The following is a 22,002-nucleotide window of genomic DNA, read 5'->3' on the forward strand; positions in this document are numbered from 1 at the left end:
TTAGAAAAATGAACTTTTTCACAAACTGGCAGCGGCGTTATACTTGTCTTTGTACGCTTTGAAAATCGTTGCAGTACACAAAACTTTATTCTTTCTGTTTGGTAATGTAAAATGCAATGGACAAACTAAAAGTAAAAAAAATAGTAATACGTTAAATATATGAACATATCGCCATCATGGAGGTCGTACAATGGAAAAAGCAGCAGTAAATGTAATTGGAGCAGGACTTGCAGGAAGTGAAGCGGCTTGGCAGCTTGCAAAACGAAATATAAAAGTTAATCTTTATGAAATGCGCCCGGTAAAGCAAACGCCGGCACACCATACTGATAAGTTTGCCGAGCTTGTCTGCAGTAATTCACTTCGGGCCAATACGTTAACGAATGCTGTAGGGGTGCTAAAGGAAGAAATGAGGATGCTTGATTCGGTTATCATTTCGGCTGCAGACCAATGTGCCGTTCCTGCAGGAGGGGCGCTTGCTGTTGACAGACACGAATTTGCTGACAGCGTTACTGAAAGGGTAAAGAATCATCCCAATGTAACCGTTACTAATGAGGAAATGACTGAAATTCCTGAGGGGATTACAATCATTGCGACAGGTCCTTTGACAAGCAAAGCATTATCCGAAAAGCTTCAGGAGATCATGGAGGAGGAATACTTATATTTCTATGATGCTGCCGCTCCTATTATTGAGAAAGACAGCATTGACATGGATAAGGTATATCTTAAATCGCGTTATGACAAGGGAGAAGCGGCCTATCTTAATTGTCCTATGACTGAAGAAGAGTTTAACAGGTTTTATGAGGCCCTCATAGCAGCTGAGACGGTTCCTTTAAAGGAATTTGAGAAAGAAATTTTCTTTGAAGGCTGTATGCCAATAGAAGTAATGGCTGCAAGAGGAAAAAAGACGATGCTGTTTGGTCCCCTTAAGCCTGTTGGACTAGAAGATCCAAAAACAGGGAAACGCCCTTTTGCTGTTGTCCAGTTACGTCAGGATGATGCTGCAGGTACACTTTATAATATTGTTGGCTTTCAGACTCATTTAAAATGGGGACCGCAAAAAGAGGTGCTGCAATTAATTCCAGGTCTTGAAAATGCAGAGATTGTCCGCTATGGAGTAATGCACCGCAATACTTTCATTAATTCACCGAAGGTATTAGAACCAACATACCAATTCCGCAGCAGAAAACAGATCTTTTTTGCCGGTCAAATGACGGGAGTGGAAGGTTATGTTGAATCTGCGGCATCAGGATTAATTGCCGGAATAAACGCAGCCCGTCTTACAGAAGGCAAAGAAACAATTGTTTTTCCAGCTGAGACAGCAATGGGAAGTATGGCAAGGTATATTACAACCGCAAATCCAAAGAATTTTCAGCCGATGAATGCAAACTTCGGGTTATTTCCTGAATTGGAAGAAAAAATAAGGGGCAAAAAAGAACGGAATGAAATGCATGCCAAACGAGCTCTGGGCACAATTCAGAACTTTGTGAAAACTTTGTGAAATATTTGCGGGAGCCTATAAATTATGGTACGATTTAGTAGTTTTCCGAGGAGTGAGTATTTGTGAAAAGGTCGTTACAATCCTTTGTTGAATATTTACAAATTGAAAAAAATTACTCACACTATACCATTGAGCGCTATCAGCGAGATATAGATGAATTCTACTTATTCATGAATGAACAAGGAATTGACGACCTGAAATCTTTAGAATTTCAAGATGCCAGATTATTTTTGACCGTATTGCATGGGCGAAATTTATCTAAGCGGACGATTGCAAGGAAAACATCCTGCCTGCGCAGTTTTTTTAAATTCCTTATGCGAGAAGAAATCGTTAAAGATAACCCTTTTTCTCTCGTGTCACTCCCTAAAAAAGAGCACTCTCTTCCCCGCTTTCTGTATGAGGAAGAACTGGGCCGTCTTTTTTCATCGATTGATTCAACAAATCCGATTGGAAAAAGAGACCTCGCCCTTCTGGAAATTCTATATGCCACAGGTGCCAGGGTGAGCGAATGCTGTGACATTCAATTAAATGATATGGATCTCACGCTCGGTACAGTGCTCCTTCACGGAAAAGGGAAAAAGGATCGGTATGTACCAATTGGAGAATATGCCAGATTAGCTATTTCTTCCTTTCTCAAGGATGGCAGGGGAGCGCTTTTAGGATCAAAAAAATCCCATAGCACATTAATGGTGAACTTTAGGGGAGACCCCCTAACCCCACGCGGAGTACGGTATATCCTAAGTAGTTTGATGAACAAAGCAGTAGAGGGCAGTACGCTGCATCCTCATATGCTAAGGCATTCGTTCGCAACGCATTTACTGAACAATGGAGCTGATTTAAGGACGGTCCAAGAGTTATTGGGACATTCAGCCATATCATCAACACAGGTATATACCCATGTTACAAAAGAACAGCTACGAAAAGTTTATTTGGCAACCCATCCAAGGGCGTAACCATCTAAGAAGGTTGAAATACAGCAATCGCTTTTCCAGAAAGGAGAATAGTAATGGGTAACTTTCATGCAACCACGATTTTTGCTGTCCATCATAAAGGCAAGTGTGCAATGTCGGGGGATGGCCAGGTAACGTTTGGGAATGCAGTTGTAATGAAGCACACTGCAAGAAAGGTCAGGAAAATTTTTAATGGAAAGGTGCTGGCAGGTTTTGCCGGTTCCGTAGCAGACGCCTTTACATTATTTGAAATGTTTGAAGCAAAGCTTGAGGAATATAATGGGAATCTGCAAAGAGCTGCTGTAGAGCTGGCAAAGCAGTGGCGGAGCGACAAGATGCTTCGGCAGTTAGAAGCCATGCTAATAGTAATGGATGAAAAAAGCATTCTGCTTGTATCCGGAACCGGTGAAGTCATTGAGCCGGATGATGGAATTCTGGCTATCGGTTCTGGGGGGAATTATGCTCTTTCCGCAGGAAGGGCATTAAAACGCTTCTCCGGAGAACATTTAACTGCAAGGGAAATTGCAGAAGCTTCCCTTCAAATCGCTGCTGAAGTTTGTGTTTATACAAATTCCAATATTATTGTAGAAGAACTGTAATCCAAAAGGAGTGACATAAATGAAGGGCAGTCAAGCTAATTTAACACCAAAGCAAATTGTGGAAAAATTGGACCAATACATAGTGGGACAGCGCGACGCAAAAAGGTCGGTCGCCATCGCATTAAGGAATCGATATCGCAGATCGCTTCTGAATGATAAATTACGGGATGAGGTTGTCCCTAAAAATATTCTGATGATCGGGCCAACCGGTGTCGGTAAAACTGAAATTGCTCGCCGGATGGCTAAGCTCGTATCTGCCCCTTTTGTAAAAGTGGAAGCAACTAAGTTTACTGAGGTAGGCTATGTTGGGCGTGACGTAGAGTCAATGGTGCGTGATCTGGTTGAAACTTCAGTCAGACTCGTAAAGGAAGAGAAGAAACAAAGCGTTAAAGGACGCGCAGAGGAAAATGCAAATCGCAGGTTAGTCGAATTGCTTGTTCCATCTGCAAAGAAACAGCCAAATTTCAAGAATCCGCTAGAAGCTTTGTTCGGCGGAGCAGCGGCACAGCAAGAGCAGGAATCTTCCAGCCATGAGGATATCACCATTAATGAAAGACGCAAAATCGTGGAGGATAAACTAAGCCGCGGTGAACTGGAAAATGAAATTATTACTGTGGAAGTTGAAGAACAGCAGCCTTCCATGTTTGATATGCTTCAAGGGTCGGGTATGGAGCAAATGGGGATGAATATGCAGGACGTTCTTGGAAACTTGATGCCAAAGAAGAAAAAGAAGCGAAAGTTAAAGGTAAGTGAAGCTAGGAAAGTGTTGACAAATGAGGAAGCAAGTAAGCTGATTGATATGGATGAGGTCACACAGGAAGCAGTGTTTCGGGCGGAACAGCATGGAATCATTTTCATTGATGAGATTGATAAAATTGCAAGCCGGGGGTCAGGTGGCTCATCTGCTGACGTATCACGTGAAGGTGTCCAGCGCGACATCCTGCCGGTTGTAGAGGGTTCCACTGTCGTTACCAAATATGGCTCTGTAAAAACAGATCACGTCCTATTTATGGCAGCTGGCGCATTCCATATGTCTAAGCCGTCAGATCTCATACCTGAGCTGCAGGGCAGATTTCCTATCCGTGTTGAATTGAATAAGTTAACAGTGGAGGACTTCGAGCGGATCCTGCATGAACCGGATAATGCTTTATTGAAGCAATATGTAGCATTATTGGAAACAGAAGGTATAGAAATTGAATTTTCTGACGATGCTATTCGTAAGATTGCTGAGGTAGCCTTTGAAGTAAACCAAAACACTGATAATATCGGTGCCCGCAGATTGCATACCATCATGGAGCGTCTGCTTGAAGACTTGTCCTTTGAGGCACCGGACATCACAATGGAGAAAATTACAATTACTCCGCAATATGTAGAAGGAAAACTTGGCACCATTTCAAGAAATAAAGACTTAAGCCAGTTTATCCTGTAAAATAAGGTCTCGGCTATGCTTAGTTTGAATGCATCATGTATGGGTAGTATTTTTTATATGTAAGAAGTCACCCTCCTCTTTACAAATGGATAAAATACAAGACGAACTAAACAAAGCAATAAAAAATAGAATAATGGTTGTTATAGGAGGAAGTTTTGAAATGAATTTATTAGGAAAGACAAGAAGGATTAACTCGATGCTGCAAAATGCGGCCGGAAAACCTGTTAATTTTAAAGAAATGGCCGAAAGCTTGAGCGAGGTTATCGAATCAAATGTATTCGTCGTAAGCCGCCGCGGAAAGCTTTTAGGCTTTGCAATTAACCAGCAGATTGAAAACGATCGGATGATCAGGATGCTGGAAGACCGCCAGTTTCCTGAAGAGTATACAAAAGGATTGTTTAATATCCAGGAAACATCGTCCAATTTGGATGTGAACAGCGAATATACTGCATTTCCTGTTGAAAATAAGGAGTTATTTTCAAGCGGATTGACTACCGTAGTGCCGATCATCGGCGGCGGTGAGCGTTTGGGGACTCTAATTCTTGCCAGGCTGGAAGAAAAGTTTCATGACGATGACTTGATCCTAGCTGAGTACGGCGCAACTGTTGTAGGAATGGAAATCTTGCGTGAAAAAGCGGAAGAAATTGAAGAGGAAGCAAGAAGCAAGGCTGTAGTGCAAATGGCGATCAGTTCCCTCTCATATAGTGAACTAGAGGCGATTGAGCATATTTTTGAAGAACTAAAGGGAAATGAAGGCTTATTGGTAGCTTCAAAAATTGCTGACCGCGTCGGAATTACCCGTTCCGTTATCGTCAATGCTCTTAGAAAGCTTGAAAGCGCCGGTGTAATTGAGTCCCGCTCCCTGGGAATGAAAGGCACATATATTAAAGTGTTAAATGATAAATTCCTTCATGAGCTGGAAAAACTAAAAAGTAATTAAAACAAAAAGCATTCCTTTTTTATCGGGAGTGCTTTTTATTTTCCTTAAACCTCTAAAACCTCAGTATTGACAATAGGTAAACTCCACTTATATGCCATTTATTCACAATTTAGTCAAAAAAATAGGCCTTTTGACCGCATTTCTTTGAATATGAATTATTTATTATGAAACAGGGACAATTTCTACTTAAAAAGACCTTCATTTCATAGGACTAAAGTAATTAGTTATCTTCATTATTTTACAAATTTCTTTATTAAATGACAAAATTATTTTAATAACATTACAAAAATTACACAACGTTCGTAGACAGAGTGATTGTTATTCTTTACAATAGTTACAAAGATTATGTCGAATTAGGCAGAATGAACAAATAAAGAAAAAAATGTAAGAGAGGGGAAGCTGCAGCAATATGAAACTTTTTTCCGGCTCCTTCAATCTCCTGGAGCAATCGTTAAATTACTCCAGTTTGAAGCAAAAAGTCATCTCAGATAATATCTCAAATGCAGATACGCCAAATTACAAAGCGAAAGGCGTAAATTTTAATAGTGTACTGGATGATGCAATAAAAGCAAGCATGCAGGCTTACAAAACAGATACAAGGCATTTCTCCTTTAAACAGTCATTAGGCACCCCAGGCGTTTTCACAAAAAACGGTCAATACAACCATAATGGAAACAGTGTCGATGTTGATAAGGAAATGAGCGATCTGGCATCAAATCAAATTTACTATAACGCACTGGTAGATAGGATTAGCGGCAAATTCCAAACGCTTCAGAATGTTGTAAAAGGAGGAAGATAAAATGAGCATGTTCCACAGTATGAATACAACTGCTTCTGCTTTAACATCGCAGAGACTTCGAATGGATGTCATATCTTCCAATATGGCCAACATTGATTCTACTCGAGCTACATACGTAAATGGGGAATGGCAGCCGTATAAACGCAAGATTGCTGTCTTTCAGCCGAATCAAGGTCAATTTTCTAGTTTTCTCGACAAAGCTATGAACAGGACTGAAGGTTCAGCAGTTGGCAGCGGGGTTAAAGTGACAAGAATCATCGATGATGAAACCCCGAACAAGCTTGTTTATGATCCGGAACACCCAGATGCTGATCAAAATGGCTATGTTCAGATGCCCAATGTTGATCCTCTTCGGGAGATGGTCGATTTAATGAGTGCCACTCGATCTTACGAGGCGAATGTTACAGTATTTAACGCTTCAAAGGGAATGATGATGAAGGCATTAGAAATAGGGAAATAAATAGGGGAGGATTAAAATGGCATCAATTCAATCAGTTTCGCCCCAAAACCTTTTCAGGACAGAAATAGGACGTACGTATACTCAGTCTAATACACCATACGAAGCTCAGCAGAAATTTGCGTCCGTTCTACAGGAATCTATTGAAAAAGTTAATCAGGCTCAGGCGGAATCAGATAAAATGACAACAAAGATGGCTAGGGGAGAAAATGTCGATCTCCATCAGGTAATGATTGCTTCTCAAAAAGCGAGTGTCACACTGCAGACGACATTGGAAGTCCGCAACAAAGTTGTGGAGGCATATCAAGAAATAATGAGAATGAATGTATAATTCATTCATCATTGTAACCTCAACTATTTTTATAAAATCAAAAACTGGATGGAGACAAGGGAAAACCTGTCTCCATCCGGTCCGTATTACTAGATTATCCGGGGGATTATGATGAATGAAAAAATAATTGCTTTAAGAAATAAGATTACGGGATTTTGGGCAGGGAGAAGCAGAAGCCAAAAAATGATGATGATCGGCTCCGCTGTAATTGTACTTTTGCTGGTTGCTGTTGCGTCGATTCTGGCTTCCAGGACTACTATGGTTCCTTTATACAGCAACCTATCTCCGTCTGAGACAGGTACGATTAAAGAAAGTTTGGACGGCAGGGGTATACAATCAGAGATTGCAGAAGGCGGAACAACAATACTTGTTCCTGAAGAGAGTGTAGACAGTCTGAAGGTTGAACTTGCAGCAGAAGGCCTGCCGAAATCCGGAAGCATTGATTACTCCTTCTTTGGCCAAAATGCTGGCATAGGGATGACTGATAATGAATTTAACGTATTAAAGCTCGATGCAATGCAGACGGAGCTGGCAGATTTGATAAAGGGTATTGAAGGTGTTGAAGACGCCAGTGTTATGATTACGCTGCCTGAAAAAGGGGTATTCGTGAATCAGACTTCTGAAGAGGCTTCTGCTTCCATCGTGTTAAACACGAAGCCGGGGTACCAATTCGAGGAAGCACAGATAAAAGCACTCTATCACTTAGTATCAAAAAGTGTTCCCAACCTCCCTACGGATAATATCGTAATAATGAATCAGTTTTTTGAGTATTTTGACCTAAAAAATGATAATAATTTACAGCCGGGTGCAGCCTTTGCGGCCCAGCATGAAATTAAAAAGGAAATTGAGCGTGATATACAGCGCCAGGTCCAAAATATGCTGGGTACCCTGATGGGCCGGGACAAGGTGGTTGTTTCAGTCACTGCAGATATGGACTTTACACAGGAAAACAGGGAAGAAAACCTGGTAGCACCGGTTGACGAAGAAAATATGGAAGGAATCGCAATTTCCGCTCAAAGAATCACTGAAACGTTTACTGGGAACGGAGCTGCTGCGGGCGGTCCTACGGCTGCAGGTGGGGCCGATGATCCAGTCGGAACGTATCAGGAAGGAATGAATGGGAACGGAGATTACGAGAAATTAGAAGAAACAATTAATAATGAAGTAAACAGAATTAAAAAACAAGTTGTTGAAAGTCCATATAAAATAAGAGATCTCGGTATTCAAGTGATGGTAGAGCCGCCAACTCCGGATGACCCAGCCACACTTCCACAGGAGCGAGTAGATGACATCACCAGAGTTTTAAGCACGATCGTCAGGACTTCAATTGATAAAGAAACGACTGGCGAACAATTGACAGATGAGGCGGTTGCAAGCAAGATTGCTGTTTCCGTGCAGCCTTTTAACGGTAAGGTAGAATTTGCGGAAGAGCAGCAGCCTTTCTTGCCATTATGGGCATACATTGTCGGGGGCGTCCTGCTGCTTGCCATCATTATCCTGCTGATTCTGTTTATCCGCTCGCGAAGAAAGACTGATGAAGAGGAAGAGGAGTATGTCCTCGAAGAGCAAACGAATCTTGAAGTAGAGGATATAAGCAAGGAGCAGGAATCAGAGGCCTCTTTAAAGAGAAAACAGCTTGAAAAACTTGCTAAAGAAAAGCCTGAGGAGTTTGCCAAGCTATTAAGAAGCTGGATTGCAGAAGACTAGGGGGAAAAAAGGTGTCAAAGAGAGAGAAAAAAGGCGAACTTACGGGAAAACAAAAAGCAGCCATCCTACTCATTTCTTTAGGTCCTGATGTTTCTGCTTCTGTTTACAAGCATCTGTCAGAAGAAGAAATTGAAAGGCTAACCCTGGAGATATCCGGTGTCAGGAAAGTCGATTCCAGCGAAAAAGAAGAAGTATTGGAAGAATTTCATAATATTGCCTTGGCGCAGGATTATATAACCCAGGGCGGAATCGGATACGCCAAGCAGGTGCTGGAAAAAGCACTCGGATCCGACCAGGCTGCAGCCATCATCAACCGTCTTACATCATCGTTGCAGGTAAGGCCGTTTGATTTTGCCAGAAAAGCTGATCCGGCACAGATTTTAAATTTTATCCAAAATGAACATCCGCAGACGATCGCTTTAATATTATCGTATCTTGATCCGGCACAGGCAGGACAGATTCTTTCTGAGCTTTCCCAGGAAGTCCAGGCTGACATAGCGCGCAGGATTGCCATCATGGACAGTACATCGCCGGAAATCATTAACGAGGTAGAACAGATTTTGGAAAGAAAGCTATCGGCTACTGTGACGCAGGATTATACGCAAACCGGCGGAATAGAAGCGGTCGTAGACGTATTGAACGGGGTTGACCGTTCAACGGAAAGAACGATTCTTGATGCGCTGGAAATCCAGGATCCTGAACTGGCGGAGGAAATCAAGAAAAGGATGTTCGTCTTTGAGGATATCGTTACACTGGATGGCAGGGCTATCCAGCGCGTGATCCGGGATGCTGATAATGAGGACCTGAAGCTTGCGTTGAAAGTTGCCAGCGAGGAAGTTAAGGAAATCGTCTTTAAGAATATGTCCAAAAGAATGGTCGATACCTTCCAGGAAGAAATGGAATATATGGGGCCTGTTAGGCTCCGTGATGTCGAAGAAGCCCAGTCGCGTATTGTTGCCGTTATCCGTCGCTTAGAGGAGTCAGGTGAAATCGTGGTAGCCCGCGGTGGAGGGGATGACATCATTGTCTAGAATCATAAAATCGAACCATGCTAGTCAACAAGTTTCAGAGGATAGGACAATAAAGATCCGAACATTTAGTCTCCAACAGGAGGACATTGAGGAAGCAGCTATGCCTGAAGAAATTACCAGTTCCATGCTGCTGGAGGAAGCCAGTATGGAAGCGGAGCGTATCATCGAGAAGGCCAACCAACAAGCATGGGATATCATCCAGGAAGCTAATCTCAGTCGGGAGAGATGGGAGCAGGAAGAAAAACCCATGCTTATGCAGGCTGCCCGTGAGGAGGGGTTCCAAAGAGGCTATGAGGCCGGCCAGCAACAAGGCTATAAAGAAATGGCAGAATCGATTGCTTTTGCAAAAGATATCGTTCAATCTTCAAAAAATGACTATCGTATAAAAATAGAGTCTTCAGAGAAAACGATCCTTGAACTGGGCTTGAAGGTAGCAGAACGAATCATCGGTCTGAAACTGGACGAATCCGAGGAAGCATTTTACTCCATAGTTAAACGGGCAATCAGAGAAGCTCGTGAATATGACGAGGTCCAGCTTCATGTCAACCCTGTTCACTACGGCTTTCTCCTTACCCAGAAGGATGAACTGGAAGGAATCTTCCCTAGGCAAACCGATTTATTTATATATCCGGATGAACAGATGGATGAACACAGCTGTTATATAGAATCCTCTAATGGGCGGATAAATGCCAGTGTGGATAGCCAATTGCTTGAGGTAAAACAAAAGCTGATTGAGCTCTTGGAGGGAGAGGACCAGTGAAAGCATCTGAGTTATTATCCTATATCGACGAAATGGATTCGTTTAAGCGCTATGGCAGGGTGAAGCGTGTTGTCGGGCTGATGATAGAATCACAGGGTCCGGAAAGTTCGATTGGAAATGTATGTTTTATCCATGCAGGGACTAAGGGGAATAAAAAGCTGATCCAGGCAGAGGTAGTTGGTTTCCGTGATGAATATGTCATTCTTATGCCGTATACGGCTGTTAGTGAAATTTCTCCTGGATGTCTGGTTGAAGCATCTGCAAGACCACTGGATATTAAAGTAGGCGCAGGATTAATAGGAAAGGTAATAGACTCTCTCGGTTACCCGCTTGACGGAAGCCCAATCCCAAAAGGGCTTGCCTCCGTACCTACAGAACAGGATCCGCCTAACCCGATGGAAAGACCTCCGATTGATGATCCGATTGATGTTGGGGTCCGCATGATTGATAGCCTGTTAACTGTAGGCAAAGGGCAGCGTGTTGGCATCTTCGCGGGCAGCGGTGTTGGAAAAAGCACTCTGCTCGGCATGGTGGCTAGAAATACGACCGCTGACTTAAATGTCATTGGACTAATAGGAGAACGTGGAAGGGAAGTCAGGGAGTTTATTGAAAAGGACTTGGGACCGGAAGGGTTGGCAAGGTCCATCGTTGTTGTAGCGACATCTGACCAGCCAGCTTTAATGAGAATAAAAGGTGCTTTTACGGCAACGGCGATTGCAGAGTATTTCAGGGATAAAGGGCTCAATGTCATGCTTATGATGGACTCTGTCACGCGTGTAGCAATGGCACAAAGGGAAATCGGACTGGCAGTTGGAGAGCCTCCTACTACAAAGGGCTATACACCTTCCGTTTTTGCAACACTTCCGCGTTTGCTGGAGCGGACAGGCACTAACCAGTTTGGAACGATTACCGCTTTTTATACCGTGCTTGTTGATGGGGATGACATGAATGAACCAATTGCAGATACAGTACGCGGAATCTTGGACGGCCATTTCATTCTCGATCGGCAGCTTGCAAATAAAGGGCAATTTCCTGCTCTCAATGTGTTAAAGAGCATCAGCAGGGTCATGAACAATATCGTGGATGTGCGTCATAAAGAGTCGGCAGAAAATCTGCGCGCTACTCTTTCAACCTATATTGAATCAGAGGACCTCATTAATATTGGAGCGTATAAACGGGGCACATCCAAGGAAATCGATAATGCGATTAAAAAGCATCCGCAGATCATTTCTTTTTTGAAGCAAGGTACCCATGAGAAAGCTTCTAAGGACGACAGTATTGAAAAACTGGTACAACTTATGGAAAAAGGTGAGTGATCTTTATGCGATATCAATATAAATTTGAAAAGATCCTGACAATTAAGGAAAAAGAAAAAAACGATGCATTCACAAAGTATAATGAGTCCAGGAAAAGTTTTGAAGAAGTGGCCGAAAAGCTGTATAAGCTTTTAAAGAAAAAAGAAGACCTTGAAGCATTTCAAAAGGAAAAGCTGGTATCTGGATTATCTGTTCAGGAAATCAGGCACCATCAGCAGTTCATGGAAAATTTGGATAGAATTATTGACCATTATCAAAAAGCAGTAATAGAAGCAAGGTCAAAGATGGAGTTCCTGCATAGTAAATTGCTTGAACACAATATGGAAGTTAAGAAGTATGAAAAGATTAAAGAAAAGGACTTTCAAAGATTCCTGGACGGTATTCGGGAAGACGATAACAGAAATATGGACGAAATTTCAATCCAGCAATTTCTTGGGCGGGAAAACAGGTGATAGATAATGGATAAAACTTTGGAAAATGAGGAGAAGCCATATAGTAAGCTGCAATGGTTTCTGTTTATTGTAGTGATCCCGCTTTTTTTTACCATTACGATAACGCTTATCGTTCTCACGGTGGCGGGCATAAATGTCTTTGAAGCCGGAAAAGAGTACGGCCAGAAAATTCCTTTTGCCTCCGCTCTTTTTAAAGAAGAAGAGGCCACAAAGTCAACTGAAGATTTGGAAAAAAGAATAATCGATCTCAAGGCTGAAATGGAAGACCGTCAGGCTCAAATAGAGAAACTTGAAGGGCTGATCGATAGCAGGGATAAGGAAGCTGAAAGAGCTGAACTGGAAAAACAGCAGCTTGAAAAAGAAATTGCAGAACTTACGGCTGTCAAAGATGAAAATAAGCTGGCTTTCAAGGACATCATCCAAACATATGAAACAATGGCACCTAAAAAATCAGCTCCGATAATATCGGAACTAAAGGAAGAAGATGCTCTAAAAATTCTTTCGACCATCAGCTCAGATACCTTGGCGTCCATTCTTGAACAGATGGAACCGGCAGACGCGGCCAGGCTAACCCAAAAGCTTACGGTCCAATCTGAGCAGGATAGAAATTCAGCTGACTAGAAGCAGAAAAAGAAGACTTGAAAGGAGGTGAAATTATATGAACGCAACAGTTATATCAAGGTCTGTTTCATCTGCTGCACGTACAGCAGCAGGAAAACTGTCTGATACAGAAATTGGCAATGGAGAGAAGGAAATATTTGGTTCAGTCTTACAATCGGTTTTAAGCAGTAATAAGGAAGCAAGCGCAACGGGATTCACATCCATTGATCAGCAAAAGCTTACGAGTGAAGTTAAAGTATTACAAGATCTTCTGGATTTCCTTGAGATTTCCGATTTATCCCAGGTGGAAGGCGGTTTTACTTTTGCGGAGGATGTTATGTTTCTTGGCGCAGATATTGCTTCCCATCCATTTATCCAGGCACTTCTTGGTATTAAAGATGATTCTACACTGACAAATACGGTAAATAATTTAGCAGGTTTAGGCAATCAGCCGACTGAGGGGGAAGATATTTTCCAGGAGAATCGGGCTGAGTTAACGATTGAGTCATTATTTTTTGCAGTACAATCTTTGCTGGAAAAGATAACTTTAAGTCTAGAAGGCACAGGTGAAAAATTGAATCTAACGGATGCAGCTGGAATATTGAAATTAGCGAAAGTACAGGAGCTTTTGACTCCGTATAAGGATTTGTCGAACGGTGATGCAACTTTGTCTGCTAAGCTGAAGGAAATGTTAGAAACCGCTACAGAAAAACTCTCTGTTCTGTTGAAGGAAACCGGTCCAAAAAACAGCTTTGAAAGTACATTTACTAGATTGTTATCTGGAAGCCCGGGCAATAGCAGTTTAGACACAGTACAGAAAGCATTTCAAAGGAATTTCGGCGAGACGATCATAGATGGCAATCAAAAAAATGAACATACAGAAAAGCCATTAATCATGCTGAAAAATACTGAGGGAACAACATCTTTCTTTCATATGCAAACAACAAAAGTCGAACAGCTGGTTTTGACATTAGAAAAGAGCGGCCAGCAGGTAAATCAGCAGCAATTTATCAAAGAGTTTCAGAATTTACTGAGCAAAGCAAATTTCAGCAGCGGCAATGGTATTCAAAAGCTTTTAATCCGGCTTAACCCTGAACATCTAGGGTCCATCAGAATTGAGCTTATCCAAAAGGACGACCAGCTGACCGCGAAGATAATGGCTACCACTGCAAGGGCCAAGGAAATGCTTGATTCTCAGCTGCAAGGCTTGAAGCATGCATTTTCCGGACAAAATTTGCAGATTGAAAAAATCGAAATCTCCCAGCAAATGAACCAATTTTCTCAGGAAAGGTTCTTACAGCGGGATCAGGATAACCATCAACAGCAGCGAAACAACCAGCAGCGACAGCAACAGGACGCCAGTACTGAGAATGAAGATGGTTTTACTGAAAGCTTAGAGGAAGCATTGCTAAATACGAAAGTGTAGGTGAGATAATGAACACTAATTCTATTGATCCTTCTCTTTATCTTTCTAACTATCAGAAGGAAAAGAGGAAAACAGGGACCGATATTTTAGGAAAAGACGATTTTATGAAAATCCTGATGACACAGCTGCAAAATCAGGATCCAAGCAAACCGCTCGAGGATAAAGATTTTATCGCTCAAATGGCGACTTTCTCTACACTGGAGCAAATTACAAATATGAGCAAAAGCATAGATAACCTTGTCCAAATGCAACAGCAGAACCAACTCATTTCTTATAATGAATTTATTGGAAAAGAGGTTAAGTGGCATCGCGTAACAGAAACGGATGGCGCAGAACCTGTTGTAGAGGAAGGAACAGGCGTTGTCTCGTCCATTAAATTCAAGGACAACAATGTTACCTTTGTGTTGGAAGATGGAAACGAACTTTTACCGGGGAATATTTCAGAGGTCAAGAAAGTTAAGTCCGAGACAGCAACCGCAGGCAACTGAGTTGATAGCAATGATATTTTCCATTCTCTGTAGAAAGCAGTACCGAACGCATTAACATATCTGGCAAAGAAAATACTTTTGTTTATAAGTGTTAACAAGAATCTAAGAGAATGCAAAAAACTTTAAGTGACTAAGGAGCGGGAAAATGGAAAAGTCATTCAGGCCCATTTCCCAGGTACCTATTCAAACTGCTTCCCAAAGTATTAAATCCAGACGTTCATTTCAGCAGAATTTTACTCAGCATTTGCAATCAGCATTCAACACAAAAACTCCAGGACTGACTGTCAGCAAGCATGCGCAAATGAGGCTTGACCAAAGAAATATCACGATCGACAACGAACGCTGGGCAAGGGTAGAGGAAAAGATAGGAGAAGCAAGGAAAATGGGTGTTACAGATTCACTGGTCCTTCTGCAGGATGCAGCATTAATCGTAAGTGCCAAAAATAACACCGTAATCACTGCCATGGACAGGGATGAAGCTTCATCTCAAATCTTCACTAATATAAACGGAACGATCTTACTAGATCACTAGGCTGGACCCTATATCGGGAGGCCACGGCTGCGGAATGACAGAAGCAGCCGAATATGAAAGGAGAGCGAAACCATGCTTCGTTCAATGTATTCAGGAATCAGCGGAATGAAAAACTTCCAGACAAAATTAGATGTAATCGGCAATAACATTGCCAATGTAAATACTTTTGGATTTAAAAAAGGCCGTGTGACATTTAAGGATATGGTGAGTCAGCAAATTTCCGGAGCTACTGCAGCAGCTAATGGAATAGGAGGGACGAATCCCAAGCAAGTGAGCTTAGGTTCTCAGCTAAACACGATTGATACGATTCACACTCAAGGAAGCTTGCAGACAACATCACGACCACTTGATTTAGGGATTTCTGGTGATGGCTTTTTCGTACTTACTAAGGGAGACGATACTATTTACACCCGCTCAGGGAATTTTTATTTAGATAATGAAGGAAATGTAGTAAATGGTGATGGATATTATTTGCAGGGAACAGAAGGAAATATAAATATTCCATTAGAATCACAAAGCTTTAGTATCGGTGCTGACGGAAGCATTGCAGTAGTTGGAGCCGATCCTGCAGAGGGTGGCCTCATACAAATTTCAAAATTCCCAAATCCGGATGGACTTCAAAAAGTGGGCCAGAACAATTTCGTGGAAACGGTAAACTCAGGTGCACCAAATGAGGATAATATTACTCCGGGTGTTGGCGGTAATGGTACAATTGTGTCTGGTGCCCTGGAAATGTCCAACGTCGACCTCTCCGAAGAATTCACTGAAATGATCGTCGCACAGCGGGGCTTCCAATCGAATACAAGGATTATCACGACTTCTGATGAAATCCTGCAGGAACTAGTAAACTTAAAACGATAGATTAAGGGAGGGACGGGGCTGGCGGCCGAGAATCCGCCAGCTCTCCTAACATTGATTAAAGTGACAAGGTTAAACGGAAAGAGTTTCACTGTAAATGCTTTATACATAGAGACGGTTGAATCACATCCGGATACTACCATTACTTTCACCACGGGCAGGAGAATAGTTGTAAGCGAGCCAGAGGACGAAATCAATCAAGCTATAATAAATTTTTATCGTACGATCAATGTTCTCGGTCTTCGTGATGATGTGGAGGAACAATAATAATGAAGAACAAATTAGTTATGATCATGGCCATCCTTTTGGTCGCCATTACCTTAGTAGGTGTGATCGCGGTGGTAGTGGTAATGAAGTTTACCGGGGAACAAAGCAAGCCAAAGGAGCCAACGGCAGAAGAAGTTGTTGCGGCATCGGTTGAAATACCAGAAATAACGACCAATTTGGCAAGCGGAGATTTTATTAAGATTTCCTTTACAATCCAAACCGACAGTGAAAAGGCAAAAACAGAACTCGAGCATCGAAACTTTCAGGTTAAAAATATTATCATTACTGAGCTGTCTGAGATGAAATCCGAGGAACTGAAAGGAAAGGCCGGAAAAGAAAAACTGCAGGAATCCCTTAAGTTAAGTGTAAATACCTTGATGCAGGAAGGGAAAATCGAAAAGGTTTATATAACCTCATCTATCCTTCAATAACACAATACGAAATTATAATCTTAGAAAGAAGGAGAAAAGGAGGTGATAGCCGTTGTCCGGTGAAGTGTTATCGCAAAATGAAATAGATGCTCTGCTTTCCGCATTATCAACAGGGGAAATGAATGCAGATGAATTAAAAAAAGAAGAATCAGAAAAAAAGGTCAAGGTGTATGATTTTAAACGGGCCCTCCGGTTTTCAAAGGATCAAATCCGCAGTTTAACCAGGATACACGAAAACTTTGCCAGACTGCTGACTACCTTTTTCTCTGCTCAGCTTAGAACATACATCCAGATTTCTGTCGCATCCGCGGATCAGATTCCATATGAAGAATTTATCCGTTCGATTCCAAAAATGACGATTTTGAATGTATTTGAAGTTCCTCCGCTAGATGGAAGGATATTGATGGAAGTAAACCCCAATATTGCATATGCCATGATGGACAGAGTTCTTGGCGGCAAGGGAATAAGTATGAACAAAGTGGAGAACCTGACCGAGATTGAAACAAAGATTATGTCGAATCTGTTTGAACGAGGATTTGAGCATCTTCAGGAGGCGTGGTCAACAGTAGCCGATATTGATCCGATTTTGACTGATTTTGAGGTGAATCCCCAGTTTTTACAGATGGTTTCTCCGAATGAAACGGTTGTTGTTATTTCACTAAACACGCAAATTGGTGAAGCGTCAGGAATGATCAATATTTGTATCCCTCATGTTGTACTGGAGCCGATTATACCTAAGCTCTCTGTACATTACTGGATGCAGGCCTCAAAGAAGGAGCGGCTGCCGCAGGAGGTTGAGACACTGGAGATCCGTGTTAAAGATGCCGAGCTTCCGGTCGTGGCAACACTGGGGGAAACAAGTATATCTATCCAGGACTTTTTGCAGCTTGATGTCGGCGATGTGGTTGAACTCAACCAGTCAATTGAGTCAGCATTGACTATTAGCGTAGGTGAAGTACCAAAGTTTATTGGCCAGCCGGGGAAGGTTGGCAAGAAACTCGCCATCCAAATTCTTGAAACATTGAAAGGGGGAGACGAAGATGGTAAGTGATGAAATGCTATCCCAAGATGAAATAGACGCCCTGTTAAGAGGGACAGATGACAGTGATACTGAGGAAGCATCCCCCCCAATTGAAGATCATCTGTCTTCTATGGAACAGGATGCGTTAGGGGAGATTGGAAACATATGCTTTGGCAGCTCTGCAACCGCTTTGTCTACTTTGCTGAATCAAAAGGTGGACATAACGACGCCAACTGTCTCTTTGATTCAAAGGAGTATGCTTTCAGAAGAATTTCCGCATCCTTATGTAGCCATCAAGGTCAATTACACTGAAGGTTTTGACGGAATTAATCTTCTTGTCATTAAACAAAGTGATGCTGCCATCATTGCAGATCTGATGCTTGGGGGCGATGGGAAAAACCCGGCAGATTTGCTAGGTGAAATCCAGTTAAGTGCTGTACAGGAAGCGATGAATCAGATGATGGGTTCAGCCGCCACCTCGATGTCGACTGTATTTAGTAAAAAAGTGGATATTTCTCCGCCAAGTATTGATTTGCTCAATATTGAAGAAGGTGAAGGAGCCGATTCAATTCCTCAAGAAGATTTGCTTGCAAGAGTTTCTTTCCGCCTTAGGATTGGCGAATTGATTGATTCAAGCATTATGCAGCTTTTGCCGCTTCCGTTTGCCAAAAGCTTAGTCAATGAATTGTTAAATCCTTCTGCTTCAGAGCCTTCTCAATCAGATACAATGGGAATGGATGATGCAGCAAATAATGCACAAAACAATCCATATCCGCAACAGCAACAGCAAGCACAGTATCAGCAGCAGCCTTATGCCCAGCCGCCAGAAACTGGCCAGCTGCCATACGGTTTCGGAACCCCGGCAGAAAAGCAGCATTATCAGCAGAACGGGTACCAAGCACCTCCGCCCCAGATGGCGTATCAGGTGCCGCCACAGCATTTGGGTAACGGGTTTAATGGGCAATACCAGCAGGTGAATATCCAGCCGGCTAGTTTTAGCAGTTTTCAGCCTCATCAGCTGCAGGAAGCAGAACAAAAAAATCTTAACATGCTGTTAGATATTCCGCTGCAGGTTACGGTTGAATTGGGAAGGACTAAGCGCTCAGTAAAGGAAATATTGGAACTGTCTGCTGGATCCATTATTGAGCTTGATAAATTGGCAGGTGAACCTGTCGATATTCATGTAAACAATCGCTTGATTGCCAAGGGAGAAGTAGTCGTTATCGACGAAAACTTCGGTGTCCGTGTTACGGACATTATTAGCCAGACAGACAGATTGAAAAAACTGAGATAAATAATGGGGGTAAGAGGAATGGCACACAAGATTTTAATAGTAGATGATGCAGCTTTTATGAGAATGATGATTAAGGATATCCTTTCAAAAAACGGTTTTGATGTGGTCGGTGAAGCTGCTGATGGAGCACAGGCTATAGAGAAATATCGTGATACACAGCCGGATTTGGTGACTATGGATATTACCATGCCTGAAATGGATGGAATTACAGCTTTAAAAGAAATTAAAAAAATCAACCCGAACGCTAAAATTATCATGTGCTCCGCTATGGGCCAGCAGGCGATGGTAATAGACGCAATCCAAGCAGGAGCAAAGGATTTTATCGTCAAACCTTTCCAGGCTGACAGGGTTTTAGAGGCTATAAATAAAGCATTAAGCTAATTATTTCATCCAGGCTGTTACGGCTTTTTGTAACATCCTTTTAAGAAGGTGCAGCATTTGTATTCTATTAAAAAGCTACTTCTAATTATACTTGTTACAGCTGTTTCACTGCATGGCATGGGTAACACCGCCCATGCAGCGCAGCTGGATAAGAGTGTAAAAGAATGGTATAAAAGCCCGGAAAGTGATAAAGAAGAGAAAAAAGGAGAGGAGACCCCGTCAGCACCCGGGGCTGCAAGCTCTGCAGGTCTTACGTTTTGGGATTTTCTGCGGATGATATTTGCAACTGTATTCGTAGTTGCTCTTCTTTATTTTATGCTCAAATTTATCAACAAAAAAAGCAGGGCCTATCAAAAAGCAAATTACATTGAAAATCTTGGCGGAACAAGCCTTGGTGCCAACCGCTCCATCCAGCTTATAAAAGTCGGCGGCCGGGTTTTGGTCGTGGGGGTTGGCGAAAACATACAGCTGTTAAAAGAAATAGCTGACGAAAGTGATTATAACGAATTGATTAAGGAACACAACGAAAAGCTTGAACGGCTAGTGCAGCCGAGTGATTTTATCACTAAGCTTTTACAGAAAAAGAAACATTCGGAATCCGGCGATAAGGGTTTTTCCTTTGAATTGAAAAAACAGCTTGAGGAGCTGGCAGGCAGCAGGAAAAAACTAAAGGATGAATTAGACAACAAAGGCAGGGGTAAAGAATGAACGAGTTCATGGATATATTTAATGCAAGTGACCCTTCCAACGTCTCTACCTCGGTTAAACTGCTGCTTATGCTCACGGTTCTTTCATTGGCGCCAAGCATTTTAATCTTAATGACATGTTTTACCAGAATAATCATTGTACTTGGTTTTGTAAGAACATCGCTTGGCACTCAGCAAATGCCGCCTACACAAGTATTGATTGGTCTTGCTCTGTTTATAACCTTTTTTGTAATGGCCCCGACCTTTCAGGAAGTCAACGAACAGGCTCTTACTCCGTTGTTTGATGAAAAAATTGACCTTGAAGAGGCGTATGATCGCGCATCAATTCCATTTAAGGAATTTATGAGCGCACATACCCGGCAGAAGGATTTGGCATTATTTCTTGATTATGCAGGGATTGAGAGACCAAGTGCGATTAAAGACATCCCATTGACCGCGCTGGTTCCTGCTTTCGCAATAAGTGAAATTAAAACAGCCTTTCAAATTGGATTTATGATCTTTATACCTTTCTTAGTTATTGATATGGTCATAGCAAGCGTTCTAATGTCAATGGGGATGATGATGCTTCCGCCCGTCATGATTTCATTGCCTTTTAAAATTTTGTTATTTGTCCTGGTGGATGGATGGTATCTTGTCGTTAAATCCTTACTACAGAGCTTTTAAGCAGGTGATTAGAAAATGAATCCGGAATCCGTTATCCAGATTGCCGAGCAGGGAATATATGCAGTATTAGTTATTTGTGGGCCGCTGCTCATTATTGCACTTGGGGTCGGGCTTTTGGTCAGTATCTTTCAGGCAACGACTCAGATTCAAGAGCAAACCCTTGCATTTGTTCCGAAAATAGTAGCTGTTCTGCTTGGGATTATATTTTTCGGACCGTGGATGCTAAGCCATATGCTCTCATACGCAAACGAAATATTCAGTAATTTAAATAGGTTTGTAGGTTAAAAGATGGACGAGCTTATACCGCAATTTTCTGCTTTTTTATTAATTTTAGTCCGAATCGCTTCTTTTTTCGTGACGATGCCTATTTTTTCCTACAGAACGATTCCCGCTTCCCACAGAATAGGAATCAGTGTCTTTTTAGCGTGGATTATGTACTATACCGTCGATGCACCTATATTGGATATCGACGCGACTTATATTTTATTAATTTTAAAAGAAGCTCTAGTTGGACTTTTGATCGGATTTGTTGCTTATATGATTCTTACTGCGGTCCAGATTGCTGGGGGACTCATTGACTTCCAGAGCGGTTTTGCAATTGCAAACGTTATTGACCCGCAAACAGGTGTCCAAAGTCCGTTGATGGGTCAATATTTATATACAATAGCTCTATTATTTCTGCTGGCGGCAGATGGCCATCATTTATTGCTTGACGGTATTTTTTACAGCTATCAGTTTATCCCGCTTGATAAGGCCTGGATACCGTTCGGAAATGAAGATCTGCTGGAGTTTGTTGTAAGTGCATTTAACCAAACATTCATTATTGCATTCCAGATGTCTATTCCAGTTGTCGGATCTTTATTTTTAGTTGATATTGGACTTGGAATTGTGGCCCGGACAGTTCCTCAGCTTAATATTTTTGTTGTGGGAATGCCATTGAAGATAGGCGTATCATTTATTGTTGTCATTATAGTAATGGGGATAATGATGGTGGCGGTCAGCCGACTGTTTGAATATATGCTTGTTACTATGCGCGGGTTAATGCAGCTGATCGGGGGAACATAA

27 protein-coding genes are annotated in these 22,002 nt (G+C 42.0%); all 27 read left to right on the plus strand.

Translation table 11 applies throughout. The features are described from left to right. The first annotated feature begins 190 nt into the window (after window positions 1–190). The 27 genes from trmFO to fliR all read left to right on the plus strand — a co-directional run bounded on the left by trmFO (window position 191) and on the right by fliR (window position 22,002). Complete coding sequence (gene trmFO / locus D0469_RS01835; RefSeq protein WP_117324957.1) at window positions 191–1,498, plus strand: FADH(2)-oxidizing methylenetetrahydrofolate--tRNA-(uracil(54)-C(5))-methyltransferase TrmFO; 1,308 nt, start codon at window positions 191–193, stop codon at window positions 1,496–1,498. 62 nt (window positions 1,499–1,560) lie between these two features. Beyond that, a complete protein-coding gene (gene xerC, locus D0469_RS01840; RefSeq protein ID WP_117324958.1) occupies window positions 1,561–2,451 on the plus strand; it encodes a tyrosine recombinase XerC in 891 nt (296 codons plus the stop codon). A gap of 53 nt (window positions 2,452–2,504) precedes the next feature. Continuing rightward, complete coding sequence (gene hslV, locus D0469_RS01845; protein ID WP_117324959.1) at window positions 2,505–3,047, plus strand: ATP-dependent protease subunit HslV; 543 nt, start codon at window positions 2,505–2,507, stop codon at window positions 3,045–3,047. Between the two features lie 19 nt (window positions 3,048–3,066). After that, the gene (gene hslU, locus D0469_RS01850) at window positions 3,067–4,476 is read left to right on the plus strand and encodes an HslU--HslV peptidase ATPase subunit (protein ID WP_117324960.1); all 1,410 of its coding nucleotides are present in this window, start codon (window positions 3,067–3,069) and stop codon (window positions 4,474–4,476) included. A gap of 160 nt (window positions 4,477–4,636) precedes the next feature. Next, window positions 4,637–5,416 carry a GTP-sensing pleiotropic transcriptional regulator CodY gene (gene codY / locus D0469_RS01855; RefSeq protein ID WP_117324961.1) on the plus strand — a complete coding sequence of 260 codons (780 nt, stop codon included), beginning with the start codon at window positions 4,637–4,639 and terminating at the stop codon, window positions 5,414–5,416. A gap of 409 nt (window positions 5,417–5,825) precedes the next feature. Further along, entirely contained in the window at window positions 5,826–6,215 is a 390-nt protein-coding gene (gene flgB, locus D0469_RS01860) for a flagellar basal body rod protein FlgB (RefSeq protein ID WP_117324962.1), read from the plus strand. Between the two features lies 1 nt (window position 6,216). Continuing rightward, window positions 6,217–6,675, plus strand: a complete 459-nt coding sequence (gene flgC, locus D0469_RS01865) for a flagellar basal body rod protein FlgC (RefSeq protein ID WP_117324963.1) — start codon at window positions 6,217–6,219, stop codon at window positions 6,673–6,675. 16 nt (window positions 6,676–6,691) lie between these two features. Further along, complete coding sequence (fliE, locus tag D0469_RS01870; protein ID WP_117324964.1) at window positions 6,692–7,003, plus strand: flagellar hook-basal body complex protein FliE; 312 nt, start codon at window positions 6,692–6,694, stop codon at window positions 7,001–7,003. Between the two features lie 111 nt (window positions 7,004–7,114). Further along, window positions 7,115–8,710 carry a flagellar basal-body MS-ring/collar protein FliF gene (gene fliF / locus D0469_RS01875; RefSeq protein ID WP_117324965.1) on the plus strand — a complete coding sequence of 532 codons (1,596 nt, stop codon included), beginning with the start codon at window positions 7,115–7,117 and terminating at the stop codon, window positions 8,708–8,710. A gap of 11 nt (window positions 8,711–8,721) precedes the next feature. Further along, on the plus strand, window positions 8,722–9,741 hold the full coding sequence (gene fliG, locus D0469_RS01880) for a flagellar motor switch protein FliG (RefSeq protein WP_117324966.1): 1,020 nt from the start codon (window positions 8,722–8,724) through the stop codon (window positions 9,739–9,741). After that, complete coding sequence (gene fliH / locus D0469_RS01885; RefSeq protein ID WP_117324967.1) at window positions 9,725–10,501, plus strand: flagellar assembly protein FliH; 777 nt, start codon at window positions 9,725–9,727, stop codon at window positions 10,499–10,501. The genes fliG and fliH overlap by 17 nt, the downstream gene beginning before the upstream one ends. Continuing rightward, window positions 10,498–11,817, plus strand: coding sequence for a flagellar protein export ATPase FliI (gene fliI / locus D0469_RS01890; protein WP_117324968.1), 1,320 nt, complete (start codon window positions 10,498–10,500; stop codon window positions 11,815–11,817). The genes fliH and fliI overlap by 4 nt, the downstream gene beginning before the upstream one ends. A 5-nt stretch (window positions 11,818–11,822) precedes the next feature. Further along, entirely contained in the window at window positions 11,823–12,269 is a 447-nt protein-coding gene (fliJ, locus tag D0469_RS01895) for a flagellar export protein FliJ (RefSeq protein ID WP_117324969.1), read from the plus strand. Window positions 12,270–12,275: 6 nt separating this feature from the next. Then, complete coding sequence (locus tag D0469_RS01900) at window positions 12,276–12,890, plus strand: MotE family protein (protein WP_117324970.1); 615 nt, start codon at window positions 12,276–12,278, stop codon at window positions 12,888–12,890. 37 nt (window positions 12,891–12,927) lie between these two features. After that, entirely contained in the window at window positions 12,928–14,295 is a 1,368-nt protein-coding gene (locus tag D0469_RS01905) for a flagellar hook-length control protein FliK (RefSeq protein ID WP_117324971.1), read from the plus strand. Between the two features lie 8 nt (window positions 14,296–14,303). Then, on the plus strand, window positions 14,304–14,783 hold the full coding sequence (gene flgD / locus D0469_RS01910; RefSeq protein WP_117324972.1) for a flagellar hook assembly protein FlgD: 480 nt from the start codon (window positions 14,304–14,306) through the stop codon (window positions 14,781–14,783). A gap of 145 nt (window positions 14,784–14,928) precedes the next feature. Beyond that, on the plus strand, window positions 14,929–15,315 hold the full coding sequence (locus tag D0469_RS01915) for a TIGR02530 family flagellar biosynthesis protein (RefSeq protein ID WP_117324973.1): 387 nt from the start codon (window positions 14,929–14,931) through the stop codon (window positions 15,313–15,315). A 72-nt stretch (window positions 15,316–15,387) separates the two neighbouring features. After that, on the plus strand, window positions 15,388–16,176 hold the full coding sequence (flgG, locus tag D0469_RS01920; RefSeq protein ID WP_117324974.1) for a flagellar basal body rod protein FlgG: 789 nt from the start codon (window positions 15,388–15,390) through the stop codon (window positions 16,174–16,176). Between the two features lie 51 nt (window positions 16,177–16,227). Beyond that, window positions 16,228–16,440, plus strand: coding sequence for a flagellar FlbD family protein (locus tag D0469_RS01925; protein WP_117324975.1), 213 nt, complete (start codon window positions 16,228–16,230; stop codon window positions 16,438–16,440). A gap of 2 nt (window positions 16,441–16,442) precedes the next feature. Beyond that, on the plus strand, window positions 16,443–16,871 hold the full coding sequence (gene fliL / locus D0469_RS01930; protein WP_199478306.1) for a flagellar basal body-associated protein FliL: 429 nt from the start codon (window positions 16,443–16,445) through the stop codon (window positions 16,869–16,871). Between the two features lie 52 nt (window positions 16,872–16,923). Next, a complete protein-coding gene (gene fliM, locus D0469_RS01935; protein WP_117324977.1) occupies window positions 16,924–17,922 on the plus strand; it encodes a flagellar motor switch protein FliM in 999 nt (332 codons plus the stop codon). Further along, a complete protein-coding gene (gene fliY / locus D0469_RS01940; protein WP_117324978.1) occupies window positions 17,912–19,186 on the plus strand; it encodes a flagellar motor switch phosphatase FliY in 1,275 nt (424 codons plus the stop codon). Before fliM ends, fliY begins: the two co-directional genes overlap by 11 nt. An 18-nt stretch (window positions 19,187–19,204) precedes the next feature. Further along, complete coding sequence (locus tag D0469_RS01945; protein WP_117324979.1) at window positions 19,205–19,567, plus strand: response regulator; 363 nt, start codon at window positions 19,205–19,207, stop codon at window positions 19,565–19,567. 48 nt (window positions 19,568–19,615) lie between these two features. Beyond that, a complete protein-coding gene (fliO, locus tag D0469_RS01950) occupies window positions 19,616–20,275 on the plus strand; it encodes a flagellar biosynthetic protein FliO (protein WP_407675718.1) in 660 nt (219 codons plus the stop codon). Further along, complete coding sequence (gene fliP / locus D0469_RS01955) at window positions 20,272–20,937, plus strand: flagellar type III secretion system pore protein FliP (protein ID WP_117324981.1); 666 nt, start codon at window positions 20,272–20,274, stop codon at window positions 20,935–20,937. The genes fliO and fliP overlap by 4 nt, the downstream gene beginning before the upstream one ends. A gap of 15 nt (window positions 20,938–20,952) precedes the next feature. Continuing rightward, window positions 20,953–21,222 carry a flagellar biosynthesis protein FliQ gene (gene fliQ / locus D0469_RS01960; RefSeq protein WP_117324982.1) on the plus strand — a complete coding sequence of 90 codons (270 nt, stop codon included), beginning with the start codon at window positions 20,953–20,955 and terminating at the stop codon, window positions 21,220–21,222. A 3-nt stretch (window positions 21,223–21,225) separates the two neighbouring features. After that, entirely contained in the window at window positions 21,226–22,002 is a 777-nt protein-coding gene (gene fliR, locus D0469_RS01965; RefSeq protein ID WP_117324983.1) for a flagellar biosynthetic protein FliR, read from the plus strand.

It is taken from the genome of Peribacillus saganii (assembly GCF_003429095.1).
Taxonomy (GTDB): domain Bacteria; phylum Bacillota; class Bacilli; order Bacillales; family DSM-1321; genus Peribacillus; species Peribacillus saganii.